The organism is Streptomyces sp. NPDC057682 (genome assembly GCF_042799575.1).
In the GTDB taxonomy this organism is placed as follows: domain Bacteria; phylum Actinomycetota; class Actinomycetes; order Streptomycetales; family Streptomycetaceae; genus Streptomyces.
Genome location: NZ_JBHVIN010000031.1, coordinates 1 through 21,559, shown reverse-complemented (window position 1 = coordinate 21,559; position 21,559 = coordinate 1). Strand labels below are relative to the sequence as shown.

Sequence of the window (21,559 nt, the reverse complement as noted above, 5' to 3'; positions counted from 1 at the left end):
TCTCCTGTGCTGTCGAAGGGGGACTGCGCGTTGGTGTGACCGGGCGGACTAGCGGTGTGGGACGGTTCGCGCCGGAGCCGGACTCCGCGGGACGGCTGTCGGGGCGTGTGGGGCCGGGGCGGTTCGCGGCGCACGGACAGGTGCTGCGGCAAGTGAGGACCAGGCCGCAGGGTCGTCGCTGAATGCGGAGCGAGGGTCGGTGGACCAGCGGACCATGGGGCCGAGGTCCTCGTTCATGAGAGAGATCACCTCGATACCCGACCCGTGCAGCACATACCCCCACTGCATGTCCTGGTCCTCGACGGTTGCGTCGGTGACGGACATGCGTACCGGCGGAGAGCCGTCGGGCGTGACCAGGTGGTCAAGGGTGCGGCTGGGCCACCGCTCGTCGCCGACCAGCGAGGACACGAGAGCGGGTGGGGCGCCGTCCAGGAGATCGGTGCCGAGTTCGTCCCACCCGACCGTCACGTCGTCAACGAGGTGGCGGGTCATGGCCTCAACGGATCGTGCCCAGCGGTACTGGTAGGCGGTCAGGAGTAGCGGCAGGTGGTGGCTGGGCTGGCCGTCGAGCTGGACTTGAATGCCGCTGTAGCCAGTGCCGTTGACGGGGCGTGCGATGAAGGAGCGTGTGGACAAGGGCGGTTCTCCGTGTGGATGGGTCAGCGTGTCGGCCGGGGCTGGACTGTCGCCGCCATGCGTGGGGGAGGGGACGGCTGAGTGCGGCCCACGGCGACGGGGGCAGCGCGAGGAGGGGTGGTGATGTGCTGATCGCGCGCCGATGCCGGCGGTCTCCGGGGCGGGCCGTCCGGCAGCAGCCCGAGGTCCTCCAGGCGCTGGTCGATGGCCTGGATGAGGGGTACTGCAGCGCCGCCGTTCCGGGCTTCCGGGCGTGGGGGGACACCGGGGTCGCAGCCGGGAGTCGAGTCGTAGACGACTTCGAGCACGGTCGGATCGTCAGGGGATTCCCGCGTCACGATCCAGCCTTCCGGGTCGCCGGCCGGGCGGGCGGCGGACGACTCGTACGGGGGCGCGATGATCAGGTAACTGTCGTCGGGCAGCGCGACATAGACGACGTGGGAGTTGAGGCCGAACTCGATGTCGCATTCGAGCCCGCGCGTCCGCAGCGGCGTGGTGATGTGGGCATGGCGGCGCCACAACTCCTGCCACCCTGGATCAGTGGTGTATCGGTGGCTGGGAAGCGGGGCGGGTTCGGGGGCGGTAGCGGAAATGAAGTAGTGCTCCATCCGTGGGAACAGTGCAGAGGGTCGCGCTCAGTGCGGCCTTGGCGTGGATGCGTTGTGCCCGGCCGGGGTCGGCGGCGGGCCTGGAGGTACCGGCCCGGGGCCTGCTCGACGTGCGGGTTGTGCGGTGCGGTTTCCGAAGGCTGTGACACGCTGGTAGGCGTGGATGGCCTCCTTGAGGTGCTCCACGGCGTCGGCTCGGCGGGCAGCGAGGATGTCGATCAGCAGGCCCCGGGACTGCAGAACCCCCAGCGAGTTGATAGACGACTTTCCAGTGGAGACTCGGTCGAGCATGGAAGCCACGCCCTGGGCGGCGTCGGTGAACTGCGCATGCACATGGTCGAGATGACTGGCAGCCCGGATCACGAGCCAGGCGACGATGTCCTCGGCGGAGTCCGCCGTGCGGGGCCTGGTCGGGCGCGGGGGCAATGCGCCGAGGGCCTCGACCACCATCCGTTTGCCGGTGGTGAGCTGCGAAGAAGGGGTGCCGGTTCGTACACCGGCGGATGTGGTCGAAGAGGGCGGTGTGGCGCCGTCCCGGGTGACGGGACGTGGAGACGAGGCCTCCGCCGGGGCAGGCTCTGGAGCGGTGGTCACGCGGATTCCGTTCGGTCGATCGATGCTCTCAGCGCATGCGGACGTCTGTGTCGAAGAGGTTGAACTCAAGGCTGTGCAGCAGGTGTTGGACGACGAAGGATCGGCCGGCTACCTTCCACAGCCCGCGGCCTCGGATGAGGTGCTGGATGGCGCCTGTCTCGACGGAAGTGAGGCCGAGGAGGGAGGCTGCGGCGTGGAGCTGGTCGGTCTCCTGGCGGTAGATGATGCGAGTGCTGCAGTCGGCGAGAAGGCCCTCGGCCAGGGCGCGGCCTTGTGAGCCCGCGTCGCCGGCGGTGAGCAGGTCGCTGAGCCGGTGGATGATCATCAAGTTGGCGATGCCGAGACCGCGGCTGAGTTTCCACTGGGCCTGCATGCGCTGGAGCAGCCCGATGTGAGCCATCAGGCGCCATGCTTCGTCGTAGACGATCCAGCGTCGGCCTCCGTTCGGGTCGGAGAGCGCGGATTCCATCCAGGCGCTGGCGCAGGTCATGGCGAGGACGAGTGCGGTGTCGTCGCCCGAACCGCCGAGGCGGGACAGGTCGATGGTGAGCATCGGCGCGGTCGGGTCGAAGGCGACGGTGGAGGGTGCGTCGAACATGCCGGCCAGGTCTCCGTGGACCAGCCGGCGCATGGCGTGAGCGAGGTCGCGGGCGGCATCTCCGAGCTGGCCGAGCATCACGCCTGCGGCGTCGTCGAGTGCCAAAGGGTTGTTGAGGGCCGCGGCGATGTCGCCGAGGAGCGGGGTGCGGTGGGCATCGGCTGCGTGGGCGACGACGGTGTCGAGCGCAATGTCCAGAGCGGTGTGCTCCACGGGCCTCAGGTCCCTGCCCAGGACGGTGCGGGCCAGGGAGCCGAGAAGGAGAAGCCGGCGCTTGCGGATCTCGCCGCCCCAGTTGGCCTCGGACACGGACGCGGGGCGCGGGGCCGCGTCCAGAGGGTTCAGACGTCCTGACAGTCCGGGACCGAGGGCGACGGACCGTCCGCCGAGGGCTTCCGCGACCGGTGTCCATTCGCCCTTGGGGTCGCACGGCACGTAGACGCGGTATCCGAAGGCGACCGAACGCAGGGCGAAGGATTTGGCGAGCGCACTCTTGCCCTGGCCGATCACGCCGGCGAGCAGGATATTGGGGTTCGTGAACCCTTCGATCTTCCCGTACAGCGCGAACGGGTCGAACACGAAAGCCGCTTCGGCGTGGACGTCGCGGCCGATGTAGATGCCCTCGGCGCCGAGGCCGCCTTCGGCGAGGAAGGGGTAGGCACCGGCGGCCACGGCGGTGGTCATGCGGTGGGCGGGGAGCTTCAGCCGGCTTCCGCGAGCGGACGCGGGCCCGCTCCGTCCGCCGGGCGGATGAAGTGCGGCAGGCATCTGGGTTTCGGCGTCTATGCTGCCGCGTCCGTGAGCGACGGCTTCGGAGCGGGCCTTCGCGATGGCCTCGGCGAGCTGACGGCGGGCGGCCCTGCGGCTGGCGCGGTCGGTGGTGTGAGGGGTGAACAGCGCGGTCGCGGACGCGCGGCGGCCTCGGCGGGCGGACCGGTGGCTCATCGGCGGCCCTCGATTCGGCGGGTACTGCTCACCGCACACAGACCGTGGTGTATGGGTGGAGGTCGGTGGGCGTGGTTCTGCGGCGGACGACGTGGCCGGCGGCAAGGTGCCGTTGGCAGATCGTCAGCACGGGCGGGCCTTCCGGAAGCTGATCGGGACTGCAGGAGCGTGCCTGGCCGTCGGCCGGCCGCGTACCAGGCAGCAGGTGAAAGGCGGCGTGGACGTCGCTGGCGGCCTGCCAGAGCCTGGTGTGGGCGGATTCGAGACTGCGTCCGGCCGCCGGGTGCGGGGGCCGGGTCGTCTGGGCGAGCCGGTCCAGAATCGGCAGCAGGGCGGTGAGATGCGCGTGCAGCACGTCCAGGTGCGGACGATCCGCGGGCCTGGAGGGGACGATGCCCGAGGGAGCGATGGCCTGTGCGTGATGGCGGATCCCGGCGCTCGCGGCGCGGAGGTAGGGGTGCGCGTCGTCTAGGCGCGTAGGAGAGGTCAACGGTGGTCCTTCCGTCGCGGGTGAACTGGAGTGGTGGCCAGGGCCGACTGGTTCCGGTTCACAGGGCGGTGCGGGCGAGAGGGAGGGCGGTCAGGGTGAACGCTTCCGGCTGCTGGTAGTTGAGCCGTCGCAGGTCGATTCCTGGGGTCACTGCGTGCGTTTCGATCTGTGCGCAGGCGGCGTCCAGGAGCGCGTCGGTTTCGGCGGTCACGGTGATCAGGCCGGTCAACGCGACGTCGGCGTGTCCCGCGATGAGCTGCCGTTCGCGGGTCTTGACGTCGGCGTACTCGACTGAGTCCTCCTCGGAGTCCACCTGTCCTCGGCGGGCACGCTCATTGGCGTCCGAGATGATGGCCGCCTTGCGGCGCTGGACGTCGCGCAGCGCCGATTCGAGACCCTGCGGCACGTAGATGAGGGAGAGGCTGCGACGCACCCCGGCGGTGAACATCAGCCCGTGCAGGAAACCGGCCCCTACGTCGGTCCGCGGCCAGTTCTCCACCCAGTACGTCGCGTGCCGCGCGCTGTCGGTGGCGAGGCGGTCGTACTCCTCGACCTGGACGACGGGGCCGGCGGCGGCGGGATCGGCTTCGGCGCGGCCGGTCTCGGACCAGTGCTGGAGGGCCGCGAGCGCCTTCGGGTCGTAGGCGGTGCGGATGACGGCGGCGATCTCCCGCGCGTTCAGCCAGCCGGTGACCTGGAGCCCCGCGGTGCGGGCGGCCTGGGCGATGGAGGAGGTGGTCTGTTCCATGACGGTGAACGCGCCGGGCAGTCCGCTGCCGGCCTGCGAGATCAGGCGACGGGCGGCCTTGAGGTCGAGCGAGATGGCGAGGTATGTCTCGTGCGGTGCCGCGGTGGGGCCGGCCGAGGCGACCAGCTCGGAATAGATCTGTCCGGCGACCGGGGCGTCGGGGTGACCGTGCTGGGCCCAGTGCCGGGCGAGGGTGTCGCCGGTGTCGGGGACGGTGCGCTCCAGTACCTGCACGCTGGAGACGTGACCGGTGCGGGCGATGCTGGCGAGGGCCCGTCCCCAACTGCCCACGTTGTGGTTCTGGGTGGCGGGGTCGAGAAGGGCGAAGGCCCGGGAGGTGACGCGGGCGACGGCCGTCAGGGTCTGCCGGTGAGGGTCGTGGACGGCCGCGGCGCCGTTGGCCGAGTCGCCGGGGGTGACGACCTTGAGGGAGGCGGCGCTGCCCGGCAGGTGGAGGACGCCGTCCTGACGCGGTCGGGTGACGGGCCGGGCGAGCCAGAGGGTCTGTCCGGTGCGGCGGCGGTACGCATACCGGATGACGGCCGGCGCCCAGTCGATCAGTGAGCGGCCGTTACGGCGGATCGCGACGAGCGCACCGGACCCGGCCCATAGCGGCGCCAGGGCGATGGCACCGAGCAGTCCGGTGGAGACGACGGTGACCAGCAGCAGCGCCAGTGTCGCGGCGACGAGTGCTAGTTGAGGCAGGGTAAGTCCGAGAAGGATGCCGCGACGGGACCGGTGCGGGAACTTCACCGTGACCGGGGCAACGGATACGTCAGTTATGGGCTGGTCCTGGGAGTGCGGGTGGAAGCCGGGGGCGGGAGGGGCGTGTCCCGCCCCCGGCAGTCGGTCAGGGGATCAGAGGCCGGCCGCAGGCGGCGGCGATCCGCCCGCACTGCTGGACGGGGTGTGCTGCGTACCGGAGGGCGGGGGAGCGCCCTGCGGCGGCGGAGTGGTGGTCGGCGGGGTGGACTGCCACCCGCCGCCGTGCCCCGGCCCGGTACTCACTCCGGAGCCGCCGGGGGCGGGGCTGCCTCCCATCTGACGGCTGGTGTCTGCGGTCACGCTCGTCGGCGCGGGCTGAACGGCCCTCTCCAGACCCGACTTGACCGCGGCGCCGCCGGACGAAGGACCCGTGCCGCCGCTCTGCGGCCCCTGCTTGCCTTCGCCGGGCGCGCCGCTCGGGTTGGCGGCGATGTCGCCGGGGAAGCCGCCACTGCCGTCGGGGCCCTGAGGTGCTGCGCCCCCTCCGGCGGTGGTGCCGCCGGTTGCGGCGCTGGTGGCGGCTGCGGCGGCCTTGCGCGCGGCCTTCTCAGCGTGCGCCTTGGCGATCTGCGCACCGGCGCCACCGGCGCGGTGGATCGTCTCTCCGTCGCTGCCTTCAGCGGCCCAGTGCACGAACTTGAAGACGGCGTACGGACACAGCAGCACCAGGACCATGATCACGATGCCGGACATGACGTCCGCGAGTGCGGAGATGCCGTCTTTTGCTTCGGTCTTGCCGAGGGCGGCGACGCCGAGGACGAAGATCACGGTCATCAGGAGTTTGGAGACCACGAGTGTTGCGGTGGCCTCGATCCAGCCGCGACGCCAGCGGCGGGCTGCTTCCCAGCCACCGCCGGCTCCGGCGAAGATCGCGAGGGTGACCATGACGAGGATTCCGACCTTGCGGACCATCATCACGCACCAGTACAGGATGGCGCCGACAGCCGCGCCGAGTCCGGCGACGACCGGGACGAGCCAGCCCATTCCAGTCAGGGCGGCGATCCCGTTGACCATCACCATGCGCCGCACCGCGGACTCGATACTCAGATGTGCAGATTTGAACAGGCCGTCGCTGATGGCGTTGACTACTTTGACGGCTACTGTCGTCAGGGCGATGGCGGAGAACGCGAACAGTACGCCTGAGGCGGTGCCGGTGCCCGCCTGGACGAGGGCCTGCCCGTCGCGCCGGATGGCGGCACGGATGAGCTGGGCGCAGAATGTTGCGACGAGCAGGGTCAGCCCGAGGGGCAGCAGCATCTCGTAGTTGTCGCGGAACCACGTGGCGTTCAGATCGACGCGGGTGGTGGTGTTGACCGATGCGGCGGCCAGGTCGGCCGAGGCGGCGGCAAGCTCGCCCGCCGAGCGTGCCAGCCAGGCCCCGAGAGTAGCGACCGGGTTCGCGGCGAAGTGGATCGCGTCGCCCGTGTCGCACAACTTGTCGGCCACGGGGATGTCGCAGAATCCCACTAGCTACTCCTCCTTTCTGTCGGGACGGGGACGGGCGGTCACTGGTGGACGCTGGGAGCGATGGCGGCCAGCGCGCAGTCGTGGCCGGGCCGGCACTGAACGGCCAGGGTCATCGCTCGTTCCTCTGCGCCGCCTCCGCCGCCCTTCCAGCTGATCTCCTGCTTGCCGTTGACGGTGACGACGTAGACGTACGCCTCCGTGATCGCCGAAGGGTCCTCGGCGAGGACGTCCTTGAACGCGGTGGGGTAGTGGCCTTCGACGACGGTTCCCGTGGCGTGCTGGTCCTGGTCGGCCATCCGCGACCACAGCACCGGGTCGGGCATCTGCCCCGAGACCGAGGCCCAGTCGGCGTATTTGGCCTCGGTGGTCATCCACGAGCGCATGCCGCTGAGTTGCTGGTCGCGGGTGGTATCACGGGTGTCGTAGGACCAGAGCATCTCGGCTGCCGCCCTGGCGTAGGCGACCGGTTCGGATTGCTGCGGAGGCCGGGTCACCGAACCGGATCCGGAGGACGACTTGGGAGTCGGTTCGGGGGAGGACGAGCTGTTGCTCGGGGCGGGCGGCGATGATGCCGTTCGGTGACCGTTCCCGCCTCCGCTCAGCAGGGCGACGGCTGAGGCCGCCACGAGCAGGGCGACACCGGCAGTGACCACGATCGCGATGCGACGGGTGGCCCACCGCCCCGAGCCGTACGAGGACAGTGCGAGGAAGGAGAGTCGCGGCATCAATGGACCTGGGCTCCGAGGTTGGAGAAGAAGGCGACGATTCCGTTCGCGGCGCCGAGTCCGAGGGCGGCGCCCGCGGCGACGACGGCGCCCTTCTTCCCGTTCGCTTCGGCCTGGTGGCCACCGGTGTGGTGGCCCCAGGCCCATACGCCGAGCGAGACGGCGAGGGCGCCGACGACGGCGATGATCCCGAACATGTTGATGCTGTTGACCACGTTCTTCAGCACGCTCAGGCCGGGCAGGCCACCGCCCTTGGGCGAGATTCCTGGGTCGTAGGCGAGGTGCAGGACACGGTCCGTGAGAGGGCTGGACATGAAAGTGGTGACGCTCCTTGCATGCGCCGGACCGAGCGATGGCCGGCGGAAGGCGAAAACGGGGGGGAGGGTTGCGCGAAGGGCGAGGCAATGACCGTGGGCCCCTGACCACCCGGGGTGTTGCCGGGCGGGCGTGGCGTCAGAGGACGCGACGGACGGCGAGAATCGACCAGTCCTTGATCGGAGTGATCCGAACCGGCTTCGTGGTGCGCGGTGCCTCTATGACCAGGCCCGCGCCCATGTACATGCCGACATGCTCGGGCCGTGCGGCGGTGCCGCGGGAGAAGAGCAGGTCACCGGGCTGAAGGTCCGAGGCAGAGACGGCCTTGCCTTCGCGGACCTGCGTGTACGTGGTGCGTGTGAGGGTGACGCCCGCGTGTGCGTACGCCTGGAGCATCAGGCTGGAGCAGTCGCAGCGCCCCATGGGGTCGGGGCCGTGCGCATCCGTGCAGGATCCGCCCCACTGGTAGAGCGTGCCGAGCTGCTGCATCGCCCAGGCGATGGCTTTGCGTGCCCGGGGGTCGGCGTCCTTGGGGATCACGTATCCGGCAGGGACGCTCCCCGCGGGGATGAAGCCGAAACCGGCGCCGGTCTGTCCCAGTGCGCAGCTGGCCGACGACTGCGTGGTCTGGGCCGTGTGCTTGTCGGCGGCGTCACCGGGGAACGTTTTGGCGATGGCGGACTGCAGCGCGGTGGCCAGCGGCTCCCACCGCGCGTATGCGTTGGGGAAGCCGGACTTCTGCACGGCCTGGGCGGCTTGGGTGATGGTCATCTGCTGCCACCCGTCGACCTTGAGCAGGTGCGTGTAGAACTGCTCGCTCGCGTGGATGGGGTCGCGGATCTGTTCGGCGGTGCCCCATCCCTGGGACGGGCGCTGTTGGAAGAGGCCGAGGGAGTCGCGGTCGCCGGTCGCGAGGTTGCGCAGCCGGCTTTCCTGCATCGCCGTGGCGAGCGCGATGACCTGACCCTTGGCGGGAATGTCGAGGGAGAGGCCTGCGGCCACGATCGTCTGGGCGTTGGGCACCTGCTCGTCGGGCAGGTCCAAGCCGTCCACGTGCACGTCCTTCCCGGACGCGCCGTCGAGGAGCTTGGCGACCTGATCGGCGACCTCGTCACTGTCGATGCCGTTCAGGCAGCTCGCGAACGAGCCGTTGCTCTGCATGGCGTCGGCCGAGGCGATCAGCATTATGCCGGTGCTGGCGATCAGGATCGGGGAGAGGACCACGACACCGATGCCGGCGGCGAGCGCCTTCAAACCGGGCGGACTGGTCGCCCAGCGGTTTCGGATAGGGGCGGGTTGCGCGATGTCATGAAGGGTTCCTTGGGGGTGTGGTGTCCGGTCGTGCCGCGAGCGCGAGGCAGCCGGAGGGCACGGCAGCCGGGGTGGGCGGTCACAGGCGGTCCGGCGCAGGGCGAGCTGCTGCCCGTTTCGTGCGGCTGGGCTATGAGCCAGGTATGGCGGCCGGAACCCATATTCTCCCGTGAGGTGCGGCAAGGGGCGCCGGCACCGGAGTGCGTCCGGCCGTTGAAAAACAGTAGACGCGGATCGGCGGATGGCCAAAGAGGTGCCGGACACCGGTACCCCGCCCCCGCGATTCTTGGCCGTCGGCGGGTTCACCCCTACAGTTTTTGAATCCCCTCGCCCTCCTCGGCCCGTGGCTCTGGGCTTCTGCATGCCCAATTCCGGCCCGCGAGGACTCCTGCGCGAGGTGACAGATTCCCTCCGTGTCTCCGCACCCGAATCGGGGTTCCTCTTTGCCATTTTCCCTACACCAGGGCGATGCCCTGGCCGTTCTCTCCACCCTTCCGGACGACTGCGTCGACTCCGTCATCACCGACCCGCCGTACAACTCGGGCGGTAGGACCGCGAAGGAGCGCACCACCCGCTCCGCGAAGCAGAAGTACACCTCCGTCGACTCCAAGAGCGGCCTCGCCGACTTCACCGGTGAGAACATGGACCAGCACTCGTACGGCTACTGGCTGACGCAGATCATGACCGAGGCCCACCGCTTGACGAAGACCGGCGGAACGGCGCTGCTCTTCACCGACTGGCGTCAACTCCCGATCACCACGGACGCGATCCAGGCCGCCGGTTGGCTGTGGCGCGGCGTGCTGGCCTGGCACAAGCCCCAGGCCAGGCCGCAGAAGGGCCGGTTCACCCAGAACTGCGAGTTCATCGTCTGGGCGTCGAAGGGGGCCATCGACGGCTCCCGGAATCCGGTCTATCTGCCGGGAATGTACTCCGCGTCGCAGCCCTCGGGTGCGAAGCGCCAGCACATCACGCAGAAGCCGGTCGAGGTGATGCGCGAGCTGGTCAAGATCAGCCCCGACGGTGGAACGGTTCTGGATTTCTGTGCCGGATCCGGCTCCACGGGCGTGGCCGCCCTTCTGGAGGGCCGGGACTTCATCGGCGTGGAAAAGACCGAGCACTACGCATCGATCGCGAGTGACCGGCTCACCGAGACGATCCGCGCAATCCTCACTCGGGATGACGTCGTTCTCACCGCCTGACCCGTTTGCTCGCCCCGCCGCCCAGCTCGGCAGTGCCCGCGCGCGCCCGTCGGAATAGAGCCGCCCGAAAGGGCGGGTAGTTCCCCGGAGGTATCGCGCGAGCCCCGTAACGTCTCAACTCTGCGTCTCGTAGGAGGCCGACCTCACCATGCCTGAATCCGAAATGCCAGCCGACCTGGAGCCGATCCGCCTCCCCGATCAGCACCTGGAGGGAATCGAGGCGAGCGTGCGGCGTCTCATGGAGCAGTCGGCGCAGCAGGCGCAGCAGATCGATCATCTCGCTGCCGCTCCGTCCCCGTTCGCCGCGTACGGCATGCCCGGATTCGGCGGCCCGTCGACGGCCGCTCCGCCGGAGCCCCGCCCGATCCTGGAACTCACCGGCGAGGAGCGAGAGGACGAACTCGACGCCCTGTCCGACTGGGTCGACGACTTCTTCCTTCCGGTCTACGGGGCAGAGGTCACCACCGCGGCACCGTGGTGCCTGCAATGGCAGGAGCACGACGACGTCGTGGCATGGCTCCACGCCCTGTGGCTCGCGTATCAGCAGCACACGGACCCCGAGGCCGGGCTGAGCGGCCTGTTCGTGTGGCACCGGGACTTCCTCACCCACGCCGTCGCCGCGATCCGCGCGCCGGGCGGCCCGCTGTCGGCCTGCATGACCTCGCCCGACCGGCCCGCACACCGCCTCCTGCCCAGTCCGCCGCCATCCGTACGCACCGAGACGGAAGTTGCGACAGAAGCCGACGACGCCGTCGAACCGCTGTCGTGACGGGACGTCCTGCCTTCGGGCTGAGCATCGACCCCCGCGCGCTTACCGACCTCCTCCAGGCCCCCGGCGACATACGCGACCTCACCCTCTCCTACCTGCAAGAAGTCGTGAACGCCGAGCGCTTCGGCCTGCGCCTGGACGGGGACCTGCAGGGGTACAGGAAGCTGTTCATCGACTCCCGCAAGGACTGGCGCCTCGTCTACGCCTTGCGCCCGGCCCCCGCGGAATCCGCCCACCGCAAGGAGATTCACGTCATCGCGATCCGGCCGCGCGCAGGCAATGACGTCTACGACGAGGTCGGCCGACGCCTGGGCATGTCCCGCCGGCCGCTGAGCGCCCGCACCCATGCGGCACGTTCGCGCTCCCCGCAGGTAGCTGCCCGCGTCCTTGCGCCCCGGCCAGGTCCGCCGCCCATCACGGTGCCTGGCCTCCCGCGAACCGCCCCCAACCCCGCTGTCAATAGGACACGTTGAACGGAGCGCCGTCCATGTCCGCACACGCGCCGGGGGCCCGGCGCGCCGTCTCCCCGCTCGACCACCGTCTCGAAGCCGCCACCGGACACGACATCGACACCCTGTGGGACTACCGGGACCGCAGGGTCCTCGATGAGCAGCACACACTGCTGGTCGACCGGCACCGGGACCTGGCCCGGACTCAGACCGGTGTCGTCTTCTACTTGCGTCTCCTCAACCGCCTGTCCAGCGGTGAGTTCGACGTCGATTGCGCCTTGTTCACGCGCATCGATCGCGCTGTGGATCAACTCGAAGAGGCTGCCGATGCTCGCGACGCCGCCGCTCGGGACGTGCTTGCCGCCCTTGAGCCGATCGAGGCGGCGGCAGCCTCCTGCGCGCCCGACACACAGCATCTGTCCACGGACGACCAAGCGGCGCTGCTCGCCATCGCGGGCGGCGCCAAGCTCTACGAGCACCTGCTGACCGGCCGGATGTCCGTCACGGCCGCCTCCGGCACCCGAATCCCCCACGCCACGCTGCGGCGGCTGGAAGACGGGGGACTGGTCACCCTCGACACCAGCCACCCCGTACACGCCGGTCAGCCCGTAGCACTCACCGACGCCGGTAGAGCGGCACTGGTCGCCGCCCGGCGCACACCCACGGCACTGGAGCCGAAACTCCCCCCGCCCCAGTCCACCGGGCCGCCGTCAACACCACTTCAGCGGCGCTGATTTCCACCGAAGGGCCCTTCATTGCCACACCCCGAGCCGGCACCGGAGCATAAGCCTGTCCCCCAGGTCGACTTCGATCTGGACGACCTCGACGCCGACGACACGTACCTCGACTTCTACCGCACGATCGGTGCCAGCGAACTCGTCCCCCTCGCAGAGCACCACGACGGGCCACACAGCTACTACGTCCTGCATGACCGCAGCGCAGTCTGGGGACACCCCGGCGCGCCCGAGGTACTCGCCGTTCATCTGCGACGAGACCACGCCGACGGGACGTTCACCTTCGATCAGGCCCCGCTACCTCTGGCCGCGATGGCGCAGTCCTGGCTCATCCACCGCGGCTGCCCACCCGAAGCCATCGCTCTCGACCCGGGGCTGGGCGCACCGCCGGCAGACGATGCCACGCGGGCGCTGGAGCAGCGGCTCATCGGCGACGGTGATCGATACGCCATGGGCTACTCCTACACCAGCGACGACCCGGACGACATGGTCATCGTGGTGGCCCTGCACGCCCTGGGCGAGGGCACGCTGTCGCCGTTTCGCGTGATGATCCAGGAGGTCAATGCCGACACCTGGACGCGCACCCTGCGTGAGGGCGGCTTCGACACAGCGGACGAGGCCCTGCAGTGGTGCACCGCTCGCATTGCCGGCGAGGCAGGCCCCCTTCCGCCGGTCCGCCCCACCACCATCTTCCCGGCCGGGGTAGCGAAGGGGCCTGCCGTGCGCCCGCCCGGCCGTGCGCGGTGAGCCCTCACCCCGAGGCGGGCAGCGCAACATAGCCGACGATCGCCGGTTAGCCAAACCGGCGATTGTCCGGACTCTTATAGCCGCCGGGGCGACGCCGCGGCTCCCATTCATTCCACGCCTGTTCAGAACAGGAGACCCCCATGCCCGAAGGCGTACCCGAAGACTCTGTCGTGGGCGTCCTCACCAGCCTTGTCGAAGCCCGCTTCGGCATGGGCTTGGAGCAGTTGAAGGCCGCGGTCACCGCCGAACCGGACGCGAATCCCGACGCCACCGCTGTCGTCAGGTGGCACAGTCTGCTCGTCGATGCCCAACTGGTGCTGGAGCGTGCCGAGAACGACCTCCTTGCCGCACTCCTGACTCAGCCGAGCGAGATCGACGACCCCGCGATGGGGCTGGCCCACCGGGTGAACGCGGCCGTTACCGCCCGCGACGGCCGGGCCATGGTCGTGCGATGGCTCGTCGATCCGGACGCCCTGGGGAAGCAGGGCCTCGCCGCAGAGCGCCTCGCCCGCCACCGGCCCCGTACCAGCCCGGCCGTACAGACCGGCACCCCGAGCCGACCTGCAGGCACTGCCGTACCGGCGACGGTGCGGCCGTCAGGACGGGCCGCGCGATGAGCCGTGACAAGGCCAGCACCCTGGACTCCGACCTGGAGAACGCGTTCGGCAAGTCCGTCTCCGTGCTGTACGAGGCGTCCGTCGGCGACGATGCCCCGCCCGCTCTCGCCCGCGCCCTGGAACTGCGCTCCTTCCTGGCACTTGCGGAGGAGCAGGTCGCCCGCGTACGCGATCGGGTCCACGCCGACATGGCCCCCGACCGCGACATGAGCGAGCTGTCGGCCGACAAACTCCACTCCGACGCGCAGTGGCTGGACGCGGCGCTCGATGCCCGCGACGGGTACCGCGCTGCCCTCGGAGGGCTCCTGCGCACCATGCCGTCGCCCGCCCCGACGGCCCGGCCTGTCCGTACGGCACAGCTCACGGCCACCGCACCCCCACCCCCCTCTGCCGGACCGGCATCTCAGCACGCCGGAGTGACCCGGCACCGCCGACCGTGAAAGCCACCGCTTGACCCAGATCACGTCCACCGACATAGCGACTCGGATCGAAGACCTCTACGACGTTCCGATCGGCGATCTCGCCGTCCACGCCGAGAGCCAGCCGCCCGGCATGCTCAGCGCCCTGCTCGACATGCACGCGCAGGTTCTCCGAGCTGAGCACACCGTTACTGCCCATCGCGCCCGCCTCGGTCAACTTCTCAGCCCGGAGCACATCGGCCGGCCCGAGGTGAGCCATCTGCTCGACGCCGCGCGAGGCCTCTCCGAAGCCGTCGCCCTCCGTGACGGGCTCGCCCCTCTGGTGTTCGCCGTCCTGCAGAGCCTGGGCCGCGTCCCGGCCCCCTCACCCAGCCCACCCGCGCCCGCCGCCCCCGTTCCCGTAGGGCCCGCACGGGGCGAGAGCGCGGTCCCCAGCCGCTGATCCGCCATCGGATTCGCCGTACTCACCCAGGAGTTCCTGTCTTGGTCACCACAGCTCTGCGTCCCGACATCGATACCGACATCGCCCGGGTCACCGAGACCCTCGCCATGATCACCCCGCGCTGGAACGTGCGGATCCTCCTGGCCCTGGCCAGGTCGCCGCTGCGCTACAGCGAGGTGGCTGCCAAGGTGTCCTGGCTGCAGTCCGGCCAGCTCCACCCCAAGCTCACGTCGCTGTGCCACGTTGGTCTCGTCGAACGAACCGAGCACACCGCACGGCACGTGACCTACGGCCACACCGACCGCGGCAAAGCCCTGCTGCAGGTCCTGCCCGTGATCGTCACCTGGGCCGAGGAACACCTGGAAGCGGCGGAACACCCGCTGCCGGCCATCGAGCAGATCGAGGACAGCCTCACTCTTCTCACCCGCCGACACGCCGCAGCCATCCTGTGGGTGCTCAAGTCCCGTCAGGAGGTCAGCGGCCGGGCTCTGGGCCGGATCGTGATGCCCGGCAGCGACTGGACCAGCGTGTACCCGCCGCTACGGCAACTCGTTTCGGACGGTCTGGTCGTCACCGACGGTGTGGGGCGGCCCTACAGGCTGTCCGAGGCCGGCAACGCTCTGGGCCCCGTGCTCGGCTCCCTGTCCGCCTGGTCCGCAGGACAGCCCCTCACCCGGGCCGCCCAGCACCCCGTGTGGGGGAATCCGCAGGTGAAGCCCACGCCAGCGCCGTGGGTCAGCAGCCGTCCGAGGCCCGCCCCCGCGGCAGCCGCACCCGGCTGGCACAAGCGGGATCTCTTCTCGCACGCCACGCACTCTCCGAACGCAGCCGTTCCGGCGGGAGGACCGCGCCGATGAGTACCCCCTTCAGCCCGGCCGAAGTGCAGCGCGCCATCGACCTGCTCGCTTCGCGGCCCCTGGTCCGCCTGGTCACCGAGATCGACGACAACGGGGCGATACCGCCGCGACGGCTGGGCGGCACCCTTCCCGACCTGGCCCCGCACCAACTGCGCAGCGCGTCCGGAACAGCCCGCGCCCACGGCCTCATCTGGGGCTCGCCGGGCACCGGCCTGGAACTGACCCAGGCCGGCCATGAACTGGCTGACCTGTACGACGCGATGGCCACCTGGGCCCGGCGCCGGGCCGCCCCGGTCCCCGTCTGCGAGTTCAGCAGCCGCATCCGATACGTCCTTGATCGACTGGCACCCTCGCTCACCACCGAGAGCGCCGACGGAGCAGCGGATGGAATGTCCCGTCTCCGTGCGCTCCTGATCCAGTGGCTGGCCGGAAACCCCCAGGTGCTCCGTGTGTGCGAACCGGAGCAGGCCGCCGCGTGAGTGCCGCCGTCATGCCCCGCCACGCGCGCGACGCCCGCGCACTGGCGACCAGCGTGTACCTGCCACGCACGGCGGACGCACTCGCGCTCGCCATGTCCACCTACGGCATTCCCCTGCTCGTCCTTGCCGCAACGGGCTCCGCCGAACTGACCGGCACCGCCTTCGCGCTGGAGTGGATCCCGCGACTCGCCGCGTTCGGGTGGGCCGGCTCCGTCGTCGACCGGCGCGGTGCGGCCATCGTGCTGCATCTCGCCTCGCTCGTGCGCGCGCTGGCCCTGGCCGCCGGCGCGGTCCTGCTGCACTTTCATCCCTCCGGGACCACGGCGACGGTGACCGTGATGGTGGTCGCGGCTACGACCGGTGTGTTCAGCGAGTTCGGATACATCGCCGCCGAGACCGCGGGCGCCGCAGCCAGCCGTCGCGCCGGCACCCGGGCCCACCGCGTCCAGGCCGTCCTGCTCGGCATCGACCAGACCGCGACCCTCGCAGGACCCGCGCTCGCCGGCGTACTCCTGCTCGCCGGACCACCGACGATGCTCGCCGTGATCACGGCCCTGTCGCTGCTCGCCGCGATCCTCGCGCTGCGCACACCGCCCTCACCCGTCGCCCCGGCCCGCGCCCCGAAAAAGGGACATCTAGCCGGGCTCGGCACGGGGTGGCGCACGATCCGCGCCGTGCCCGCACCGCCCTCACCCGTCGCCCCGGCCCGCGCCCCGAAAAAGGGACATCTAGCCGGGCTCGGCACGGGGTGGCGCACGATCCGCGCCGTGCCCGCTCTCGGATGGCTCGTGGCCGGACTCACCCTGTCTAACCTGGCCTCCGGCGTCCTGCAGGCAGCCGGCCCGGTGATCGTCGTCCAACGCCTGGGGCAGACCACCACCGCGGTCGGCCTGCTCTGGTCCGCTGCCGCCGCGGCCACCATCATCACCGTCGCCCTCTGCCGGTTCGCGATCGACCGCGTGGGTCTGTGGCCCGTGGGCGCCGCGTGCGCGGCCATCGCCTCGCTCGCCTGCTTCGCCGCTGCCTGGGCACCCGACTACTGGACCTACCTCGTCCTGGTCGCGGCCCTCATGGCGGCAGAAGGCGGCATGTCCGTCGTGCTGCGCACTGTGCGCTCCCGCCTCATCCCAGCAGCCGGCCAGTTCGGCAGCGCGCTCAGCGTGAGCATCCTCATCCTTCTGCTGCCGTTCCCTCTCGCCGGGATCCTCACCGCACTCACCCCGCCATGCGCGCTCGGCTACGTCATCACGGCCTGCGCCGCCCTCCAGGCCATCGGCCTGGCCTGGGCCTTCACCCAGCTGCGCACCGATCCCTCCCTGCGTACCTGACCTCGCCGATCCGCCGCCCGCCCGTGGATCCGTCACCGAACCGGAGACCTCTTCTCCTTGTCCGCCAGCACCACCAGGCCACGGCAGCCCGCGCCTCTCAAACCTCGCACCGGCCTCCCCTCCGGCTTCACCCCGGCACCCGGGCGCCTGTCCGGCCCGCTACTGACCGCCGCGTACATCAGCACGGTTCCCGCGGCGAGCCTCCTTATCACCATGTTCGGAACCGTCCCTATCGGGCCCGGCCTCACAGCCCCGGCCGGGGTCTTTCTTGCCGGCATCGCTCTCGTCCTGCGCGACCTCGTACGTGAAGCCCTCGGCCCCGCAGTCGCGCTCGCCGCAGTCCTGGCGGGCGGGGCCCTGTCCTGGTGGCTCGCCGATCCGGAACTCGCTCTCGCCTCGACGGCGGCGTTCCTGCTCTCCGAACTCCTCGACACAGCCGTCTACGAGCCTGTGCGCCACTGCGGCCTCGTCACGGCGATGGCCCTCAGCAACACCGTCGGCCTGGTCGTCGACTCGGTGCTCTTCCTCGCACTGGCGGAGGGATCCCTCACCCATCTGCCGGGGCAAGTCCTGGGCAAAGCCACCATGACCGCGGTCGCCATCGTCGCACTCGCCCTCGTCCGCCGCCCGGGGGTGACGGCATAGCAGCCACCTCCGCAACCACGCACGGCACTCGGTTCTATCTCGGCACGCACATGGTGAACTGGCTGGAGGACAGCCCGTACCCGCTGTTCATCTCCCGCAACCGGCTCCGCAATCGCAGGTCCTACCCCCGCGCCCGAAGCCCGTGGGCCTTGGACTCGGGTGGATTCAGCGAACTCCAACGACACGGCACTTGGACCACCACCGCCCGCGAGTACGCCACCGAAGTCCGCCGCTACGCCGAAGAGATCGGCCAGATGCAGTGGGCCGCCCCTCAGGACTGGATGTGCGAGCCCTGGGTGATCACCGGAACGCCCCACCTTCCATCCACCAGCCCCCGCTGGTTCCACGGCACCCGCGCCGCCCGGGGCCTGTCCGGGCACGATACGGAGGAGGACCTGGACGCGGCCATCACCGTCCACCAGCAGCGCACCGTCGCCAACTACCTGGCTCTGCGCGGCATCGCCCCTGACCTGCCGTTCATCCCGGTACTGCAGGGATGGCACCTCCGGCACTACCTCACGAGCGCCCAGATGTACTCCGATGCCGGAATCGATCTCACCTCCCAACCCGTCGTCGGTCTCGGCTCGGTCTGTCGACGCCAGGCCAGCGGACAGATCGCGTCGATCGTCCGGACCCTGGCAGCCCAGGGCCTCTCCCTGCACGGCTTCGGCGTGAAAACCACCGGCCTCGCCTCGTACGCCGACGGTCTGGTCTCGGCCGACTCCATGGCCTGGTCCATGGGGGCCCGCCGCCGGCCGCCGCTGCCCGGCCACCGGCACAAGAGCTGCAGCAACTGCCGGGAATGGGCGCACCGCTGGTACTCCCGCGTGACCGCCCACCTGCCCAACCCCACTGACATACCCACCTAGGAGCACTTATTTCCACCTCGCCCCGCCCCGTCGTGCTCGTCGTCTCCCCGGGCGATGAGATCTACCGCGGGTACTGCCTGGAGCAGGTCGCAGCCGCCTACGACGTCGTCCTGCTGACCGGCACCGCCGTCTCGTGGGAGAAGCCGTACGTCATCGACCACGCCGTCGTCGACCTGACCGACCCCGACGCGACCCTCGCCGCAGGCCAGGCACTCGCCGCCCGCCACCCGCTCAGCGGCATCGTCACCTGGGACGAATGGAACCTCGTGCCCACCGCCCGCCTCGCACACGTCCTCGGGCTGCCCTGGCCGTCCGAGGACGTGATGAACAACTGCCGCAACAAGGCCACCGCACGCGGCCTGTTCGCCCACCACCGCGTACCATCCGCCGCCGCCATGCGCGCCCGCACACTGCTGGAGGCCGGCATGGCCGCGATGACCCTGGGCTACCCCGTCGTCATCAAGCCCGCCGCGTTCGCCGGAAGCATCGGGGTGCGCCGCGTCGACCGCCCCGAAGACCTGCCCGACGCTGTGGAGTTCGCCGCAGCCGGCGCGGCCCGCAGCCGCGAGGACACCAGCATGCTCGTCGAGGAGTACCTCGACGGCCCCGAAGTCTCCGTCGAATGCGTCACCCACCACGGCCACACCACCGCGGTCGCCATCACCCGCAAACACCTCGGCCCCGCCCCGTACTTCGAAGAGGTCGGCCACACCGTCGACGCCGCCGACCCCCTTCTCGACCAGGTCGCTCCCGTCGCCGCCGCAGCAGTGCGCGCCCTGGGCATCACCGACGGCATCCAGCACGTCGAGATGCGCATGGTGAACGGCACACCCCGGCTGATCGAGGTCAACGGGCGCATCGGCGGTGACATGATCGGCCACCTCGTACGCCTCGCCACCGGCATCGACCTGCCCCGCGCCGCAGCCGACATCGCCTGCGGCAGTACCCCCGACCTCACGCAGACCCGCCATGAGGCCGCCGGAATCCGCATGCTCCACCCGGACACCTCCGGAACCGTCACCGCACGGCACATCACCCAGCCCTTTGCCGCGCACACCCCCTGGCTCCGCCAGATCGAGTGGCTCTGCGAGATCGGCGACCCGCTCCGCCTGCCGCCCGAAGGCGACCTGTACACCGCCCGCGCCGGCTTCTACATCGTCACCGGCCGCACTACCGCCGAAGTCACCGAGCACCTGGACCTCGTGGCCGACGAGATCACCCTCGTCACGACGGAGGATTGCTGATGAACGCCGCCGGTGCCCAGCATGACGTGGACGGCGACGTCTACGTCTCCCCACGCCACCTCGCCTCGACCACCGGAACCGGTGGCCCGGCCCTGGCGCCACTGCTCGGTCTCGGATGGGGCTCACGCCACGACGACCTCGGCAACATGTACGTAGACGCACCCGACCAGCGCGTTCGTGTGGGCTACCTGCCCGAGGGAGACGACGACGGCCTCTGGCGAATCAACGCCTACAAGGATCCCTTCGGACCGCCCGCCTGGGGCGTCTGCTTCAACGACCGCGTCCCCACCGAGTTCGTCCACGCGTTCACCGCCGCACTCGCGACCGCGTACGAACAGGGACCGGATGCCTACCTCGCGGCACCGGTCCCACGCAGCGAGGACCGCGAACCCTTCCTCGCTGTCGTACCCCTGCTGAAGCACGGCTGGACGCTCGACCGCCGCCCTCTCGACGGCGTATTCGAGGTCGCGCCCCCGGACGGCCAAGCCGGTCTGGAGTTCACGACCGGCACCCTCGACGCGGAAGCCGAACTCACGACGCGGGACGCGCGCTGGCAGTTGTGGGCAGGCACGTCCGTTGACCGTCCTGTCTGGTACGCCACCGCCAGCACCCACACCCCCGTCGTCCTGCTCAGGGCTGTCACCGAATGCGTCGCCGACCCGGCACCGCTGGCCCGGTGGCGTAAGGACGCCCTCAGCTACATCGACGGAATGGCCACGCTCACACCGATCCTCCCGCCCAGCCCGCCGGCCCCCACACCACTCGACGTGCAACGGATCTCCGCCCGCCGGCCGACCGCACTTCCTCCGGCCAGCGTCCCGCGCTGGAGCTCCGCCAGCCGACCAGCCCTCCCCGGGCCCCGCCGATAGAACCAGACCACCCCGGAGAGCCTCTTGTCCCTGCAAGCCGCCGAGTTCTTCGCCGAGCTGTGCCTCCCCTTCGACGACACCGTCGTCGGCAACACCTACTTCGCCGCCCCGCCCGGCACGTCGGTGCGGCTCCGCATCGATTTCACCAGCACGATGCACGCGGACACCTATGGCGGGCTGCGCCTGTCGATCGTCCACCCCGAACGCGGCGAGATCGACGCTGTGGCACTTAGTTTTGCGGACCACGGAACCTTCCACCGCCGCGACGAGGCCACCAACACCCGCCCGCGCACCCGGCGGTACGGCACCTTCGACACCTACCACCGCCCCGGCCGCCCACCGTGGGACGGAGCTGTCACCACCGGCCTGCGCGACGCCATCGAGAAGTACACCAACATTTGGTTCCCCGGCGCCTGGACCCCGACCCCGCACGGGCGTACGGCCAGTCCTGACCTCCGGAGCACCCCCGTCCCGCCACATGCCCGCACCGGGGCCCGCACCCGCTGAGCCTCCTCGCGGCCCTCGACCACGGCGCGCAACCGTCCCTTCGTCTACCCCCTACGTTGCCGCACGACCGAGTCATTCGACGCCTGCTCTAGGCACTGTTTCTCGGATCATGTTCTGAGCCAGATGACGAGGGCTGCGAGTGTGACGGTGCCGAGGTAGATGTAGGCGCGTTTCTCGTAGCGG

The 21,559-nt window shown here is 70.3% G+C and carries 26 protein-coding genes; 16 read left to right on the top strand and 10 right to left on the bottom strand.

Annotation, left to right across the window (positions count from 1 at the left end; translation table 11 throughout):
- Nucleotides 1-48: 48 nt before the first annotated feature.
- From ACFVDM_RS37220 to ACFVDM_RS37175, 10 genes are all read right to left on the bottom strand, one after another.
- Nucleotides 49-636 carry a hypothetical protein gene (locus ACFVDM_RS37220; RefSeq protein ID WP_383651123.1) on the bottom strand — a complete coding sequence of 196 codons (588 nt, stop codon included), beginning with the start codon at nucleotides 634-636 and terminating at the stop codon, nucleotides 49-51.
- Between the two features lie 23 nt (nucleotides 637-659).
- The gene (locus tag ACFVDM_RS37215; RefSeq protein WP_383651122.1) at nucleotides 660-1,244 is read right to left on the bottom strand and encodes a hypothetical protein; all 585 of its coding nucleotides are present in this window, start codon (nucleotides 1,242-1,244) and stop codon (nucleotides 660-662) included.
- 27 nt (nucleotides 1,245-1,271) lie between these two features.
- Entirely contained in the window at nucleotides 1,272-1,694 is a 423-nt protein-coding gene (locus ACFVDM_RS37210; protein ID WP_383651121.1) for a hypothetical protein, read from the bottom strand.
- 172 nt (nucleotides 1,695-1,866) lie between these two features.
- Nucleotides 1,867-3,381: an ATP-binding protein gene (locus tag ACFVDM_RS37205; protein WP_383651120.1), complete on the bottom strand. Its 1,515-nt coding sequence runs from the start codon at nucleotides 3,379-3,381 to the stop codon at nucleotides 1,867-1,869.
- A gap of 28 nt (nucleotides 3,382-3,409) precedes the next feature.
- Nucleotides 3,410-3,871 (bottom strand): DUF6238 family protein, encoded by a 462-nt coding sequence (locus ACFVDM_RS37200; RefSeq protein ID WP_383651119.1) that lies wholly within the window; start codon nucleotides 3,869-3,871, stop codon nucleotides 3,410-3,412.
- Between the two features lie 58 nt (nucleotides 3,872-3,929).
- The gene (locus tag ACFVDM_RS37195) at nucleotides 3,930-5,402 is read right to left on the bottom strand and encodes an SCO6880 family protein (RefSeq protein WP_383651154.1); all 1,473 of its coding nucleotides are present in this window, start codon (nucleotides 5,400-5,402) and stop codon (nucleotides 3,930-3,932) included.
- 75 nt (nucleotides 5,403-5,477) lie between these two features.
- Nucleotides 5,478-6,851: an ATP-binding protein gene (locus ACFVDM_RS37190; RefSeq protein WP_383651118.1), complete on the bottom strand. Its 1,374-nt coding sequence runs from the start codon at nucleotides 6,849-6,851 to the stop codon at nucleotides 5,478-5,480.
- A 38-nt stretch (nucleotides 6,852-6,889) separates the two neighbouring features.
- Entirely contained in the window at nucleotides 6,890-7,576 is a 687-nt protein-coding gene (locus ACFVDM_RS37185) for a hypothetical protein (RefSeq protein WP_383651117.1), read from the bottom strand.
- A complete protein-coding gene (locus ACFVDM_RS37180; RefSeq protein ID WP_383651116.1) occupies nucleotides 7,576-7,890 on the bottom strand; it encodes a DUF6112 family protein in 315 nt (104 codons plus the stop codon). The genes ACFVDM_RS37185 and ACFVDM_RS37180 overlap by 1 nt, the downstream gene beginning before the upstream one ends.
- Nucleotides 7,891-8,029: 139 nt before the next feature.
- Complete coding sequence (locus ACFVDM_RS37175; protein WP_383651115.1) at nucleotides 8,030-9,145, bottom strand: C40 family peptidase; 1,116 nt, start codon at nucleotides 9,143-9,145, stop codon at nucleotides 8,030-8,032.
- Between the two features lie 500 nt (nucleotides 9,146-9,645).
- On the opposite strand from ACFVDM_RS37175, the gene ACFVDM_RS37170 reads away from it, so the two are divergent.
- The 16 genes from ACFVDM_RS37170 to ACFVDM_RS37095 all read left to right on the top strand — a co-directional run bounded on the left by ACFVDM_RS37170 (nucleotide 9,646) and on the right by ACFVDM_RS37095 (nucleotide 21,376).
- On the top strand, nucleotides 9,646-10,401 hold the full coding sequence (locus ACFVDM_RS37170) for a DNA-methyltransferase (protein WP_383651114.1): 756 nt from the start codon (nucleotides 9,646-9,648) through the stop codon (nucleotides 10,399-10,401).
- A 238-nt stretch (nucleotides 10,402-10,639) separates the two neighbouring features.
- Nucleotides 10,640-11,170 carry a DUF4913 domain-containing protein gene (locus tag ACFVDM_RS37165; protein WP_383651153.1) on the top strand — a complete coding sequence of 177 codons (531 nt, stop codon included), beginning with the start codon at nucleotides 10,640-10,642 and terminating at the stop codon, nucleotides 11,168-11,170.
- Entirely contained in the window at nucleotides 11,167-11,643 is a 477-nt protein-coding gene (locus ACFVDM_RS37160) for a hypothetical protein (protein WP_383651113.1), read from the top strand. The genes ACFVDM_RS37165 and ACFVDM_RS37160 overlap by 4 nt, the downstream gene beginning before the upstream one ends.
- A gap of 14 nt (nucleotides 11,644-11,657) precedes the next feature.
- Nucleotides 11,658-12,353, top strand: coding sequence for a hypothetical protein (locus ACFVDM_RS37155; RefSeq protein ID WP_383651112.1), 696 nt, complete (start codon nucleotides 11,658-11,660; stop codon nucleotides 12,351-12,353).
- A 21-nt stretch (nucleotides 12,354-12,374) separates the two neighbouring features.
- The gene (locus ACFVDM_RS37150) at nucleotides 12,375-13,100 is read left to right on the top strand and encodes a hypothetical protein (protein WP_383651111.1); all 726 of its coding nucleotides are present in this window, start codon (nucleotides 12,375-12,377) and stop codon (nucleotides 13,098-13,100) included.
- 140 nt (nucleotides 13,101-13,240) lie between these two features.
- Complete coding sequence (locus ACFVDM_RS37145; RefSeq protein WP_383651110.1) at nucleotides 13,241-13,717, top strand: hypothetical protein; 477 nt, start codon at nucleotides 13,241-13,243, stop codon at nucleotides 13,715-13,717.
- Nucleotides 13,714-14,157 carry a hypothetical protein gene (locus ACFVDM_RS37140; RefSeq protein ID WP_383651109.1) on the top strand — a complete coding sequence of 148 codons (444 nt, stop codon included), beginning with the start codon at nucleotides 13,714-13,716 and terminating at the stop codon, nucleotides 14,155-14,157. The genes ACFVDM_RS37145 and ACFVDM_RS37140 overlap by 4 nt, the downstream gene beginning before the upstream one ends.
- 10 nt (nucleotides 14,158-14,167) lie before the next feature.
- Nucleotides 14,168-14,578: a hypothetical protein gene (locus ACFVDM_RS37135; protein ID WP_383651108.1), complete on the top strand. Its 411-nt coding sequence runs from the start codon at nucleotides 14,168-14,170 to the stop codon at nucleotides 14,576-14,578.
- A gap of 41 nt (nucleotides 14,579-14,619) precedes the next feature.
- Complete coding sequence (locus ACFVDM_RS37130; protein WP_383651107.1) at nucleotides 14,620-15,435, top strand: winged helix-turn-helix transcriptional regulator; 816 nt, start codon at nucleotides 14,620-14,622, stop codon at nucleotides 15,433-15,435.
- Nucleotides 15,432-15,914 carry a regulator gene (locus ACFVDM_RS37125; RefSeq protein ID WP_383651106.1) on the top strand — a complete coding sequence of 161 codons (483 nt, stop codon included), beginning with the start codon at nucleotides 15,432-15,434 and terminating at the stop codon, nucleotides 15,912-15,914. The genes ACFVDM_RS37130 and ACFVDM_RS37125 overlap by 4 nt, the downstream gene beginning before the upstream one ends.
- On the top strand, nucleotides 15,911-17,242 hold the full coding sequence (locus tag ACFVDM_RS37120) for an MFS transporter (protein WP_383651105.1): 1,332 nt from the start codon (nucleotides 15,911-15,913) through the stop codon (nucleotides 17,240-17,242). Before ACFVDM_RS37125 ends, ACFVDM_RS37120 begins: the two co-directional genes overlap by 4 nt.
- Nucleotides 17,243-17,455: 213 nt before the next feature.
- Nucleotides 17,456-17,887 carry a VUT family protein gene (locus ACFVDM_RS37115; protein ID WP_383651104.1) on the top strand — a complete coding sequence of 144 codons (432 nt, stop codon included), beginning with the start codon at nucleotides 17,456-17,458 and terminating at the stop codon, nucleotides 17,885-17,887.
- Between the two features lie 50 nt (nucleotides 17,888-17,937).
- On the top strand, nucleotides 17,938-18,756 hold the full coding sequence (locus ACFVDM_RS37110; protein ID WP_383651103.1) for a hypothetical protein: 819 nt from the start codon (nucleotides 17,938-17,940) through the stop codon (nucleotides 18,754-18,756).
- 32 nt (nucleotides 18,757-18,788) lie between these two features.
- Nucleotides 18,789-20,000: an ATP-grasp domain-containing protein gene (locus ACFVDM_RS37105; RefSeq protein WP_383651102.1), complete on the top strand. Its 1,212-nt coding sequence runs from the start codon at nucleotides 18,789-18,791 to the stop codon at nucleotides 19,998-20,000.
- Complete coding sequence (locus ACFVDM_RS37100) at nucleotides 20,000-20,869, top strand: DUF317 domain-containing protein (RefSeq protein WP_383651101.1); 870 nt, start codon at nucleotides 20,000-20,002, stop codon at nucleotides 20,867-20,869. Before ACFVDM_RS37105 ends, ACFVDM_RS37100 begins: the two co-directional genes overlap by 1 nt.
- Nucleotides 20,870-20,893: 24 nt before the next feature.
- Nucleotides 20,894-21,376, top strand: a complete 483-nt coding sequence (locus ACFVDM_RS37095; RefSeq protein ID WP_383651100.1) for a hypothetical protein — start codon at nucleotides 20,894-20,896, stop codon at nucleotides 21,374-21,376.
- Nucleotides 21,377-21,559 lie beyond the last annotated feature (183 nt).